The following is a 12,085-nucleotide window of genomic DNA, read 5'->3' on the forward strand; positions in this document are numbered from 1 at the left end:
ACTATTCACTCTCGCTTTCTGAAAGGTCGATCTCTTTAACATTGATCTTCAAATCATTCAAATATTTGATTGCTTCAGCAACCTTGTCGTCATCCCCGCTTAGGGCTAACAACATGATACCGATGGTCGTACCTGAAAGACGTTCCATGTTACTGAACATGATACTTGCCGAAACGTTGAAACGCTTGTATAAACCGACAACGATTGGCTCGTTAGTAACATCACCCGTAAATTTAAGTTCGATCAAACGACCTTGGAAGTCCTTGGCCAAACCACCAGCCTCAATTTCTTCAAGAGCTGATTTGATTTGTGTAGACGTATCAACGAAGTCTTTAGTAAGTTTTTGCTTAGGTTGACCAAAGATCGTCAACAAGCTACCTTCTTCGATCAATTGACCATTTTCCATGACCGCAACACGATTACATACTTGTTTGATAGCGTCCATTTCGTGAGTAATGATCACCACTGTGATACCGAGTTGCTTATTCAAACGACCTAATAGATCCAAAATTTCAGTGGTCGTCTTTGGATCCAAGGCACTAGTAGCTTCATCAGAGATCAAGATCTCAGGATCATTTGCTAAGGCACGAGCGATACCAACACGTTGCTTTTGTCCACCAGATAGTTGTGAAGGATAGTTATTAGCACGGTCTGATAGACCAACTAGATCAAGCAAATGTTCGACCTTGTCTTTACGTTCCTTTTTAGAAAGTTTTGAATCACGCAATGGAAAATCGATATTGCCATAAACTGTTAATGAGTTCATCAAGTTAAAATGCTGGAAGATCATTCCAATATTTTTACGAGCAGAACGTAATTCCTTAGAATTTAAAGCTAACATGTCCTGTCCATTTACGGTTACTTCACCGGCTGTTGGACGTTGCAATAAGTTGATCACACGGACCAAAGTACTTTTACCAGCACCAGAGTATCCGATGATACCGAAAACGTCGCCTTTGTTTACTTCTAACGAGATATCTTTTACCGCTTCAATAGTTTTGTTTTCGTTGTGAAACGTTACATCAATATCTTTTAATTTAATAATTGGATTTGAATCTGCCATTAAATTACTCCTTCACTATTTTTCCTAAAAATTCATCAAAGAAATCTATAAAATCTAAATAATCTTGAATCCGGATGTTCTCATTTGGTGCATGATTGCCAGCCTTCGAATAGCTAACTCCGCAAGCCACGATCGGAGCTTTAGCATATTTGTTGACCAAGTACATTGGACCTGTACCCGGGCTTGAAGGCAAAGCTTCAATTTTATCTTCACCACCATAAAATTCTTTGGCGGTGTCGATCAAGGTATTGACGATTGGGCTGTTCAAGTCCCAACGATAAGCCTTTTCGCCTAATAGATATGAAACCTTAATATCTGAAAAACCTTGATCTTCTAAATACTTAGTTAATTTGTCAAAAAGAACATGTGGATCTTGATCAGGAACTAATCGAAATTCTAACTTAGCTTTCGCTGTCTTTGGCGTAACGGTCTTAACGCCCTCGCCTTCCCAGCCACTGCTGAGCCCTTCAACGTTGATGGTAGGACTAAACGTTAAGTTGTAGTTGACTGACTTGTTATCTAATAATGGAACCGTTAAGCCCCACTTTGCTTTCAAATCTGGCGTGATAGCTTTATCAACCAAATCTTTTTCACGTTGAGTAGGTTCTTTAACGTCATCGTAAAATCCTGGGATCAAGATTTTTCCATTGGGATCTCTCAAAGCATTCAATGCTTGAGCCAATCTCCAAGTTGCGGAATCGACTACAGCTGCAAATGATGAATGTAAATCGATGTCGGCTGAATTTGCTTCAAGTTCAAAACATAAGACACCTTTAGTTCCACCATTGAAACTAAATTGCTCATGTTCATTTTTAAAACCTGATTCCCAGATAACTAAATCAGCTGCTAATTCATCGTGATAAATTTTAAGATAATCCTCAAGATGTTGGCTAGCAACTTCTTCAGCACCTTCAACTAGGAACTTGACGTTGCAAGGAAGGTCGCCATGTTCCTGACGATAAATGTTTAACGCGGTGATTCGACTAATCAAATCTCCCTTACAATCAGAAGCTCCACGTCCAATGAATTTATCATCGGTAACTTGCAATTCGAATGGATCAGAATTCCAAAGTTCCAAAGGTTCCTCAGGCTGAACATCGTAATGATCGTAAATCAGAATAGTCGTATCGCTAGGCTTTTTGGGATGGGCTTCAGCAAATACGCAAGGAACATCGAAATCGTTCCAAACAGTTGCTTCAGCGCCAAAGTCGGTCAAAAGATTTTTTAAAAATTCGGCTGTTTCTGGTTGAGCTTGTTTCTTTGCTGAAACTGATGGTAGTGCTACGTAATCTTTAAATTGTTGAATTGATTCTTGAATCAATGGGTCTGAAATCTTTGACATCCAAATCCCTCCTGACTATTTATTGAAGTTATAATTCCAAGCTGGATATGTTGAACCTTTGTAAACTTCTTTGATCTTCTTAGCGATAAATTCAGTTTGGTAAGCTTTGACAACTTTCTTGTAAGTTGCGTTATTCTTCTTATCTTTAGTAGTAGCAATGATATTAACGTATGGTTTTGATTCTTTGTTGATTACTTCTTTATAAATTGCTGATTCTGGTTTTAAGTTAGCATCTTGAGCAACATCATTGTTGACAACAGCTGCTGCCACGTCAGTCAATGAATGAGCAGTTTGAGCTGCATCTAGCGGTGTGATCTTCAAATGTTTCTTGTTCTCAGTAATATCTTTAACAGTATGCAATGAAGCATTATTCAACTTGATCAAGCCAGCTTGTCTCAACACTCTCAAACCACGATCTTCGTTGGTAGCGTCACTAGGAATTGACACTTTGTCGCCACTCTTTAATTCGTTCAAACTCTTGATCTTGTCTGAATAAATTCTTTGTGGGGCAATATAAGTATCGCCGATTGAAACGACGTTTCCTTTATTAGCCTTGTTCCAATCATTCATAAAGTGATAATTTTGGAAAGCATTGATGTCAAGTTCGCCTTGAGTCAAAGCTTTGTTTGGCGTGTTGTAATCGTTAAATTCAACTAGTTTTAAATCGACTCCTTGTTTCTTCAACTTAGTAGCTAGTGGTTTCCAAATTCGATCATCTGATCCATAAATACCAACTTTGACTGTTTTTTCAGATGAATTGTTGCCACAACCTGCTAAAACAAAAAATGATAATGCTGCACATAACACTAAAAATATTTTTGAAAACTTATTAATCCTCTTCATTTGATCCACCCCTGAATTATTTAAGCTTAAGATTCCAAGCAGTCACTGCATTGCCTCCGTAAACCTTCTTGATTTCTTTGGCAGTCTCTTTTGATTGATATGCTTTAACTACTTTCTTGTAATTCTTGTTATTCTTCTCTTTATTATCAGCCACGATAATATTGATCCATGGTTTTGACTTCTTAGTGATTGGTTCACGATAAACTGCTGTCTTCGGATTGAACTTCGCGTCAGCAGCGACATTACCGTTAACAACTGCAGCGGTAACATCATCCAATGAACGAGCTGTTTGAGCCGCATCTAAAGTAATAAATTTCAAATGCAATTTGTTTGAAGTAACATCCTTAACTGAAGGAAGTTTCTTATTCTTCAACGTGATCAAACCAGCTGATTGTAAAAGCTGCAATGCACGTGCTTCATTTGACGTGTCATTAGGAATTGTGATCTTAGCGCCCTTCTTGATCTGGCTGATCTTGGTGACCTTGTGGGAATACATTGCCAATGGTTCGATGATCGAGTAGCCAATCGGAACTAGATTCGTGTGATGCGCTTTGTTCCATGCATCAAGGAAATATGTATGCTGATAAGCATTCATTTCTAGCCCACCCTGTGCTAAAGCCATATTGGGTTGATTGTAGTCGTTGAATTCGACAATTTTAAGATTAATGCCTTCTTTTTTCACTTTCTTCTTAACGACTTCCCAAATTGGTGCATCGGAAGCATTGATACCGACTCGAACGGTATTTCCATTATGGCTATTGCCACAACCAGTCAATACGACGACTCCTATAACTGCGATAAATAAAACTAATAGTGCTTTCCAACCTTTAAAAATCTTGTTCATTACGTTCTCCTGCAAATTACTCTTTCCTACTATATATACTCACGGTTCAAAATGTTGCTCATTGATCTGGTAAATTGATTGATAATCAAATTCCCCCTTAGAACATTCATTTCTCAAAGTTAGAAAAAAATTAAAATAGTTTGGAAATAAAAAAGTCGCTCCCAATTGAAACTCGACTGAATTTCATTTTAGAAGCGACTTCTCGCGATACCATTCTAATTTAAGACGAGCTTACACCCGTCTCCTCAACAACATACAAGTAAAACTTATATGCGTGTATTGTAATGGATACCACCCATTGCATCTTTATCCTTACGGACTCAGCGCACCAATCACAGGTCATTTTCAAAAGGATCATCCGTTGTCTCTCAGCAAGCGACAACTTTCTGTAGTTCCGAATCCTAATTACTTCCCCTGATCTCATTGTTTAAATTAATAATTTTCTAACTAATCGTTGAATTCATAATACGATTAGGCAATAAAATTGTCAAACTTAAATAATAATTTGCAGAAAAAATATATTTATTATAATTTCAAATTCCAGGCTGGTAAAGTCGTTCCCTTGTATTGTTTCTTGATGTTCTTAGCATTAGCTTCTGATTGGTATGCTTTCACAACTTTCTTGTAAGTGGCGTTATCTTTGTTCTTTTTCTCAGTTGCGATAACATTCAACCATTCTTTGGACTTCTTAGTAATCTTTTCTTTATAGATAACTTCATTATTTGGTAAGTTAGCACTAGCTGCAATTGTGTTGTTAACGACCGCCGCAGTCGCATCGTTTAATGAATGTGCAGTTTGAGCTGCATCCAGTGGCGTGATAGTTATCTTCTTATTATATTTAGTAATATCTTTGACTGTTGGCAAGGCAGCTTTTTTCAGTTTGATCAAACCAGCTGTTTCCAATAGTTGTAAAGCGCGACCTTCATTAGTTGCATCGTTTGGAATCGTGACCTTGTCGCCATCCTTTAAATCGTTTATTGATTTAATTTTTGGTGAATAAACTCGAAGCGGTGCAATAACAGTTGTCCCAATTGAAACTAAATCGGTGTGATGAGTCTTGTTCCAATTATTTAAAAAGTAAATGTGCTGGAATGCATTGATATCGAGTTCTCCTTGCGATAGAGCTTGATTAGGTTGGTTAAAATCGTTGAATTCAACTAACTTCAAGTTGATGCCTTCTTTGGCTAACTTCTTCTTAATTGGTTTCCAAATTGGATCATCAGAAGTCATGATACCAACCTTAACTGTTTTTTCATTTGAATTGTTTCCACAACCGACTAAAGCGAAAAGTGAAAATGCTGCAACTACTACTAATAAAACTCGACGTAACTTTTTCATGATGGATCCTCCCTATAATAAAAGATAAAACTAAAAACAAAACGCAACGGATTATCCTGGTCCGTGGCCGTCCCATAAGTTGGCGTATGCACTTCGGTTACTCCAAATCAAGGATTGCCGCGGCCTTCGGCCGTCCCATAAGTTGGCGTACGCACTTCGTGCTACTTAAAAACCAAGGATTGCCGCGGCCTGTGGCCGTCCCATAAGTTGGCGTACGCACTTTCGTGCTACGCCAACTAAAAAAGCCGCTCCTAAGCAAATATATATTTGCTTTAGAAGCGGCTTATCCGCGGTACCATTCTAATTTAGGATAAATTTACACTTATCCCCTCAACAACGTACAAAATTATACGCGTGTACTGTAATGGGTACCGACCATTGCCACTTTATCCTCTGGATTCAGTGCACCAATCACAGGTCATTTTCGCTCAAGACGTCTACCCTCTCTCAGCTAATGAAGGCTTTCTGTATGTCGGTCGTTGGGTTACTTCCCCTGATCAATTTGTTTGGTTAATTAGTTTTATCTGTTAAGTTGTGACCAATATTAAACAATATCTGATGACTTGTCAACAACTTTATTAAAATTATTTTCATTTAATAAGGATTTTTTCTAATTTAAGAAGATTTATGAATTAAAAGATCATTTTCATTTGTTTTTTTGAAAAAAATGGTATTCTATATTCGTAATATGAATTGTGACAAACGAAATTCTAGGAGGTAACTTGATGAGTAAGAAATTCATCAAATTTTTTCTCGGTTCTTTGCACTCTGTCCAAAATTCATTATCACCGGTCTACATCTCACATGAGATCAGACTGATTCGTAACTCCAATAAGGCTTTTACAAAGGAGCCTCCCTAAAGAATTTCAATAATAATGATCATAAATAAAGCTCTCAACTAATTTTTTGGGATAGTTGAGAGCTTTTTTAATTCAATTATAGTAATCCGCCACCATCGACTGCATATGTTTGACCAGTAATGAAATCGGCTTTTGGTCCAGCTAAGAATGAAACCATATTTGCAATATCATTAGGTTCAACCGTACGACCTAGTGGAATTGTACCAACATAGTCCTTCTTATTTTGGCCGATTGGTTTGCCATTGATCTCGGACATCTTTTTATCAATTTCATCCCACATACCTGTAGTACCAACAACTCCGGGTGCGTAGGCATTGACGTTGATATGTGAATGAGCATATTCGTTTGCTGCATCTTGGGTGATACTAATTACTGCAGCTTTTGTTGAGGAGTATGTTGCCCAAACTGGGAATGCGTGCATTCCGGCAATTGAAGAAGCATTGATAATACGTCCGGGAACATTCAATTCTTCAAATTTTGCTGCAGCAGCTTGTATGCCATAAATAACGCCAAAAACATTGATCTTGTAACTAAATTCCAGGTCTGCTGGCTTGATATCTGCGAATTTATCAACCTTTGCAACACCCGCATTATTGACCATTACATCAAAACCACCTAATTTATCAGCAGCTTCATCTACAGCTTTTTTAACTGCAGCTTGATCTGTGACGTCAACCGGTACGAAAATAGCTTTTTGTCCAATTTTTTCAATTTCAGAAATAACATCTTGGGCTTTACTTTCTTGTCCAGGTAGATCTGCAACAGCAATATCAAATCCGTCTTGAGCTAAATGTCTTGAAACTTCAGCACCGATACCTTGTGCAGCACCTGTGATCATAGCAACTTTTGTCATAAAAATGACCTCCCATTATTTATCTTTTGAATAACAGTTACTAATATATTCTTAATGTAAGCGTTTTACAAGCTAATCAAAACAATATTATTGCCATTTTCATTAGTTACTGTTAAAGTCTTGTGCAAAGAGGTGTTGATTATGAAGTACAGACAATGGCACGAAGTTATGAAGAATGATAAATATAAATCGTTCCAGCAAGAAACCAGTCGAAACAATCCCGATGGTATCAGAGCTGTGAATAACCTTACTCGTCAATATCAAGAAAAATATATCAATGATCATCCCTTCACTAACAAAATTTATAATGGGATCACTAATTTTTTAAATGATTTAGAAAGATTTCGCAAAGAAACTTACTTTTAAATAAAGAAAAAGAGCTTCCCCTCAGATGGAAGCTCTTTTTTGGTATTCGTATATTCGTATGTGTTAAATCTTATCCAACGACTTCAACAGATGCTGATGTAACACCATATGAAGGAATGCTTGAGTTAGGCATAGCAACATCTAATTGTTGTGGGTTGCTGTATGCAAATGTACCTGTATCATTAACTGTTCTGTACAATACTGTACCGTCAGATAATGTGATCTTCAATTGTGTTCCCTTAGGGAATACTGAAAGGTTTGCGGCTACACCAGAGTAACCCATGTTTGAACCTAATACAGCTGGATCATAGAAAGAAATCTTGAATGTTCCTGCTGATTGAGTTGAAGCACTTTGTGTTGTAGCTGCTTGTGTAGTTTGTGTTGCAGGTTGTGCTTGTGTTTGTGTTGTTTCTACATTTTGTTGTACGGCTGTACTTGTTGGCAATGTAATTGTTTCACCTGGGTAGATAATATCGAATCCACCGACTTCGCGTCCGTTAGCTTGTTCCAATGCTGAGATTGAAACGCCATTTTCTTCTGCGATGCTCTTGTATGTGTCGCCTGCTACAACTGAAACGTGTGTGCTATCTACTGTAGTAGCAGCTTGTGATGTACTAGTTTTGATACCGAAGACTGTCAAAGCCATGGCACCTACAAATGCGAGTGATAATACTTTTTTCATAAAATAATAACATCCTTACTTTTTAAAGTTTAGCTCTCGTTGCTATGTGAAGTACTATAACAGGTCAATGTTACATAACTACTCCGCGTACGTTACATTTTATGGAATTTATGTAACCTTAGTAATGTTATTGTAATATTCATATATAATTTCTGATCTAAAAGTTGATTAACGGGCAATTACCAAACTTGCTCGATTTCTCCTAAAAATGATATATTTAATAACATGAATAAAAAAACACTTAGAATCATTCAAAAAATAGCCCTAATGTTAGTTTCATTAGAGCTAATTGCATTAAGTATCAACATGTTTTTCGAGCCCAGCAAAGTTGCTGCAGGTGGTGCAACCGGTATCGCAATCCTATTGTTTGAAGGTTTTTCCATCCCCACGGCACTTTCAGTTTTCTCGATCAACATCGTCATGCTGATCATTTCCTACTTTTTCTTGGAGAAAATCACCACTATCAAATTAGTCTTTGGTAGTTTTGTATTACCGATTTTGCTATTTGTTACGCCTGTATTTGATGTCATCAAGCCGATTTTTCCTTCTGTAATAGTAGGAAGTATCATTTTCGGGATAGGATTGGCAATTTTGTACACACTGGATATGTCCAGTGGTGGAACTACGGTCCCACCGATAATCATCCACAAGCATTTCGGAGTTGACCGCTACATCACCCTATTTATAGTAGATGCATTAGTTTGTATCGGAAATATCTTTGTTACCAGCTGGCTAAACTTCGGGTTAGCAGTAATGTCCGTGGCAATCTCAAGTATCGTCATCAAATTGTGTACTATTATAGAAGAAAAGTATTTAAACTTTTAATTTAAGCCAGAAGGCTTATTTTTTTTGTTCGACTTTCCCTTTCTTAAAAATTTTATCTAGTTGTTGATAATCAACAAACGCGTCATATGGTTGATGGGTTTGTTCGACCCACATATTAATTGCCTTAAATCTTCCTATAAAGAAGTATTTTTCCAACTCAGTTTTTTCAGACGGTGCATCCATGATGAAATTCATAATGAATTGAAACAACGTGTTTCGAAATTCTTGATCATGAGTCTGGTATTTGAAAATTGGCAACAGTTGCTCATTGCCGATATTGGCAAAAGTCGTATACGGATGTTGATAAATTTCTGCTACTTGCAAATGAGAGGTGGAACTCTTGTCCTTTAGAAATTGTTCAAGCAAATCATATTTATCATTAAAGTGAATGTAAAAAGTTGAACGGTGGATCATTGATTTATCCGCAATATCATTGATCGTCATCTTGCTGAATTGCTTTTGCAGCAATAATTCTTGAAATCCCATGAAGATGATTTTTTTCGTGCGTTGATTTTGTAATGATGTCATATTGTCTCCTGGATAGACATTTTATGGTATTTGTCGATTATATAAACTATATCTATCAATTGAATATTATCTAATTTATATACGGTGTTATTATAACTTTGTTGTTGAAAAGAACAACCCTATGTAAAGGAGATATTTAAATGAAAATATTTATGACAGGTGCTACTGGATACGTTGGCACACAAGTTGCTAAAGAATTAATTAAAAATAACTATCAAGTATATGGACTCACTAGATCAGATAAAAGTGCTCAAAAATTAACCGGCTTAGGTGGAATTCCAGTCAAGGGAACCTTGGAAGACTTGGACATATTGAAAAAATCAGCACAAGATGCCGATGCAATTTTGCATTTGGGATTTACCAACGATTTTGACCACTTTGATAAGGCTACTAAAATGGATCAAGATGCCATTGAAACGATGGGTGAAGCAATCAAAGGAACTAACAAGCCACTAATTGTCACAGCAGGAACTGCTGGACTTGATCCTGGCGTGGTACTAACAGAAAACGACCTGGGATTTCCTGGCTACGATGATGTTTCACCAAGACAATCAGAACAAACCGCACGTCGTTTGGTAAAAGAAGGCGTTAACTCTGCGACAGTTAGATTTGCTCCATCAGTCCATGGAGACGGACGTTATGGTTTGATCTCAATGATGGTCCAAATGGCACAGAAAAATGGTGTCGTAACCTATTTTGGAAATGGTGAGAATCGCTGGAATGCCGTTAATTATTTAGACGCAGCTCATTTATTTGTCCTAGCATTAGAATATCGTCTAAAAAATACTGGAGAAATGCGAGTCTTCAACGCTGTTGGTGAAGGCGAAGTTAAAATGATTGACATCGTTAATACAATTGCGAAGAAGTTAGATCTCCCCACTAAATCACTACCTCAACATGAAACTGGAGCATCGTTTGATGTTACTCAGACCTTTGGTGCTGACTACCCTGTTTCAAGTGAATTAACTCAAAAAGAATTGAACTGGAAGCCTGACCATATTGGTTTACTCGACGACTTGAAAGAAAATTTATAATCGAAAATATGACATCCCTGAAGGCATAAGCTATAATATAAGTGTTCCTGATTGATTAACTTAGCAATATCAGTTAATATAGTTAAGCATGAATATCCCGGGGATGTTCTGGATTCGACATGTGTAATAGCGTGCGGGCTGCACTTCGTTTTTTTAGGTTCGTAAAACCTATCAGTTTAAATTATAACTGCAAAAAATAATAATTCTTACGCATTAGCTGCTTAATAACAGTCTAAGCGTGATCCAACCTGGTTTCGCCCAAGGGCCAGAATTGGGTCTCAAATTAATTGGGCTACGTTTAACTATCCCTTCTGAATAGTTAAAAAGAGATTCATCAGGATAGTCATTATGGTTTGCCTTGTTATATGGCGTTCATGATGGCAAAACTTCAAATAATATAACTATGAGTGTAGAGGTTTGCATAGCATTATGCCTGGACAGGGGTTCGATTCCCCTCATCTCCATTCTTCCTTAATGTCGTTGGCGTAGCCAACATTAAGATAACGAGGCGCAAACGCTAACCAACTTAGTATCATTACTGTTTGGCAGGCGTTTACGTACAAATAAACCCAGTAATATCAAAATTAAAATTTGATATTACTGGGTTTTTCATTATCTTTTGAATCTTATGTTAACTTTCGGTATATTCTTAATTGCCTTGTTATCATACGTTCATGATCAAAAGAAATGAGCACAAAAAAATAACCGTCAAACTTTGGCTAGTTACGGTTATTTTTTCGTTTCATAATTAATCTGACATAGTCACCGTCAAAAACGGGCTATCAAGGGGGATGTTACCGCATCCCTCTTTTTTGTACACCTGTATTATAACAGAACCTACCTCCATTTCTAATACCGTCAATAAAATATCGTTCCCTGGCAAACAAATAGTACTTGATTCCTACGAAACAACGCATTCTGACAATATTAACAAATAAATTGGCCTAACGTCTTCATCGTATTCAAACGTTCTGCCTCAGACTCAGCAGTAACATTTCTCCAGTCGACTACAGAAACAGTGTTTCCCAGAATACCGGTATTATCGCTCAATACGAGATATCCGTGCGTATAATCAATTTTCAATCCATCACTCACTAAGTAATCCTCATATGAGGCCATCGACAAGTCAAAGTTTGCGTTATTGTCTAATACCACGTTGAATTTTGGATCTGGTTGATTCACGATAACTAGCTGAAACTTATCGGCCATTGCGCAAGTCGCACCGATGCTTGAATATTTGTTTGAACCATCATCCGTTGTTAAAATCACTGTACTTCCAGCTGGAATTTTATCTGCTAAATATTCTTTTGCTTCAGGTTTAATTTCAATTTTCATAACATTGTCCCCCATATTTGTTTGAATGTATTTCTAATTCAACATTGTTGTGATTTCAATTTAATTCACAAAGATATAAGAAGCAAATATTCTGATTTAAAATCATACAAAAACACCATCCAATTTTTATTCTGGATGGTGTTTTACTTGCTATAATCTAGACTAATTTTGT

At 37.0% G+C, this 12,085-nt stretch carries 13 protein-coding genes and 1 other RNA gene; 5 read left to right on the top strand and 9 right to left on the bottom strand.

What is annotated here, in order from left to right; genetic code table 11:
• Position 1: 1 nt before the first annotated feature.
• The 6 genes from LKF16_RS04115 to LKF16_RS04140 all read right to left on the bottom strand — a co-directional run bounded on the left by LKF16_RS04115 (position 2) and on the right by LKF16_RS04140 (position 7,143).
• Positions 2–1,063, bottom strand: a complete 1,062-nt coding sequence (locus LKF16_RS04115; RefSeq protein ID WP_291468903.1) for a methionine ABC transporter ATP-binding protein — start codon at positions 1,061–1,063, stop codon at positions 2–4.
• Positions 1,064–1,067: 4 nt separating this feature from the next.
• Positions 1,068–2,405, bottom strand: coding sequence for a M20/M25/M40 family metallo-hydrolase (locus LKF16_RS04120; RefSeq protein ID WP_291468905.1), 1,338 nt, complete (start codon positions 2,403–2,405; stop codon positions 1,068–1,070).
• 15 nt (positions 2,406–2,420) lie between these two features.
• Positions 2,421–3,239 (bottom strand): MetQ/NlpA family ABC transporter substrate-binding protein, encoded by an 819-nt coding sequence (locus tag LKF16_RS04125; protein WP_434735174.1) that lies wholly within the window; start codon positions 3,237–3,239, stop codon positions 2,421–2,423.
• Between the two features lie 25 nt (positions 3,240–3,264).
• Positions 3,265–4,092, bottom strand: coding sequence for a MetQ/NlpA family ABC transporter substrate-binding protein (locus LKF16_RS04130; protein ID WP_434735157.1), 828 nt, complete (start codon positions 4,090–4,092; stop codon positions 3,265–3,267).
• A gap of 525 nt (positions 4,093–4,617) precedes the next feature.
• On the bottom strand, positions 4,618–5,430 hold the full coding sequence (locus LKF16_RS04135; protein WP_291468909.1) for a MetQ/NlpA family ABC transporter substrate-binding protein: 813 nt from the start codon (positions 5,428–5,430) through the stop codon (positions 4,618–4,620).
• 936 nt (positions 5,431–6,366) lie between these two features.
• A complete protein-coding gene (locus tag LKF16_RS04140; protein WP_291468911.1) occupies positions 6,367–7,143 on the bottom strand; it encodes an acetoin reductase in 777 nt (258 codons plus the stop codon).
• A 141-nt stretch (positions 7,144–7,284) separates the two neighbouring features.
• Here LKF16_RS04140 and LKF16_RS04145 point away from each other — a divergent pair, with 141 nt between their 5' ends.
• Positions 7,285–7,509 (top strand): hypothetical protein, encoded by a 225-nt coding sequence (locus tag LKF16_RS04145; RefSeq protein ID WP_291468913.1) that lies wholly within the window; start codon positions 7,285–7,287, stop codon positions 7,507–7,509.
• A 70-nt stretch (positions 7,510–7,579) separates the two neighbouring features.
• Here the strand turns inward: LKF16_RS04145 and LKF16_RS04150 are convergent, their stop codons facing one another.
• A complete protein-coding gene (locus LKF16_RS04150; protein ID WP_291468915.1) occupies positions 7,580–8,191 on the bottom strand; it encodes a DPBB and LysM peptidoglycan-binding domain-containing protein in 612 nt (203 codons plus the stop codon).
• Positions 8,192–8,416: 225 nt separating this feature from the next.
• Between LKF16_RS04150 and LKF16_RS04155 the strand changes: the two genes are divergently transcribed.
• Positions 8,417–9,016, top strand: a complete 600-nt coding sequence (locus LKF16_RS04155; RefSeq protein WP_291468917.1) for a YitT family protein — start codon at positions 8,417–8,419, stop codon at positions 9,014–9,016.
• A 15-nt stretch (positions 9,017–9,031) separates the two neighbouring features.
• Here LKF16_RS04155 and LKF16_RS04160 read toward each other — a convergent pair whose 3' ends face one another.
• Entirely contained in the window at positions 9,032–9,544 is a 513-nt protein-coding gene (locus LKF16_RS04160; RefSeq protein ID WP_291468919.1) for a TetR family transcriptional regulator, read from the bottom strand.
• 140 nt (positions 9,545–9,684) lie between these two features.
• On the opposite strand from LKF16_RS04160, the gene LKF16_RS04165 reads away from it, so the two are divergent.
• The 3 genes from LKF16_RS04165 to LKF16_RS13065 all read left to right on the top strand — a co-directional run bounded on the left by LKF16_RS04165 (position 9,685) and on the right by LKF16_RS13065 (position 11,269).
• Complete coding sequence (locus LKF16_RS04165) at positions 9,685–10,578, top strand: SDR family oxidoreductase (protein ID WP_291468921.1); 894 nt, start codon at positions 9,685–9,687, stop codon at positions 10,576–10,578.
• A 99-nt stretch (positions 10,579–10,677) separates the two neighbouring features.
• Positions 10,678–11,045, top strand: a transfer-messenger RNA (tmRNA) gene (gene ssrA, locus LKF16_RS04170).
• Positions 11,046–11,197: 152 nt separating this feature from the next.
• Positions 11,198–11,269, top strand: coding sequence for a putative holin-like toxin (locus LKF16_RS13065; protein WP_363305300.1), 72 nt, complete (start codon positions 11,198–11,200; stop codon positions 11,267–11,269).
• 236 nt (positions 11,270–11,505) lie between these two features.
• On the opposite strand, the gene LKF16_RS04175 is transcribed toward LKF16_RS13065, so the two are convergent.
• On the bottom strand, positions 11,506–11,913 hold the full coding sequence (locus LKF16_RS04175; protein ID WP_291468923.1) for an iron-sulfur cluster biosynthesis family protein: 408 nt from the start codon (positions 11,911–11,913) through the stop codon (positions 11,506–11,508).
• Between the last annotated feature and the right edge of the window lie 172 nt (positions 11,914–12,085).

The organism is Companilactobacillus sp., assembly GCF_022484265.1.
In the GTDB taxonomy this organism is placed as follows: Bacteria; Bacillota; Bacilli; order Lactobacillales; family Lactobacillaceae; genus Companilactobacillus.

Coding starts and splice junctions, on each gene's coding strand:
- LKF16_RS04115 (WP_291468903.1), bottom strand. CDS start 1,063: ATGGCAGATTCAAATCCAATTATTAAATTAAAAGATATTGATGTAACG.
- LKF16_RS04120 (WP_291468905.1), bottom strand. CDS start 2,405: ATGTCAAAGATTTCAGACCCATTGATTCAAGAATCAATTCAACAATTT.
- LKF16_RS04130 (WP_434735157.1), bottom strand. CDS start 4,092: ATGAACAAGATTTTTAAAGGTTGGAAAGCACTATTAGTTTTATTTATC.
- LKF16_RS04135 (WP_291468909.1), bottom strand. CDS start 5,430: ATGAAAAAGTTACGTCGAGTTTTATTAGTAGTAGTTGCAGCATTTTCA.
- LKF16_RS04140 (WP_291468911.1), bottom strand. CDS start 7,143: ATGACAAAAGTTGCTATGATCACAGGTGCTGCACAAGGTATCGGTGCT.
- LKF16_RS04145 (WP_291468913.1), top strand. CDS start 7,285: ATGAAGTACAGACAATGGCACGAAGTTATGAAGAATGATAAATATAAA.
- LKF16_RS04150 (WP_291468915.1), bottom strand. CDS start 8,191: ATGAAAAAAGTATTATCACTCGCATTTGTAGGTGCCATGGCTTTGACA.
- LKF16_RS04155 (WP_291468917.1), top strand. CDS start 8,417: ATGAATAAAAAAACACTTAGAATCATTCAAAAAATAGCCCTAATGTTA.
- LKF16_RS04160 (WP_291468919.1), bottom strand. CDS start 9,544: ATGACATCATTACAAAATCAACGCACGAAAAAAATCATCTTCATGGGA.
- LKF16_RS04165 (WP_291468921.1), top strand. CDS start 9,685: ATGAAAATATTTATGACAGGTGCTACTGGATACGTTGGCACACAAGTT.
- LKF16_RS04175 (WP_291468923.1), bottom strand. CDS start 11,913: ATGAAAATTGAAATTAAACCTGAAGCAAAAGAATATTTAGCAGATAAA.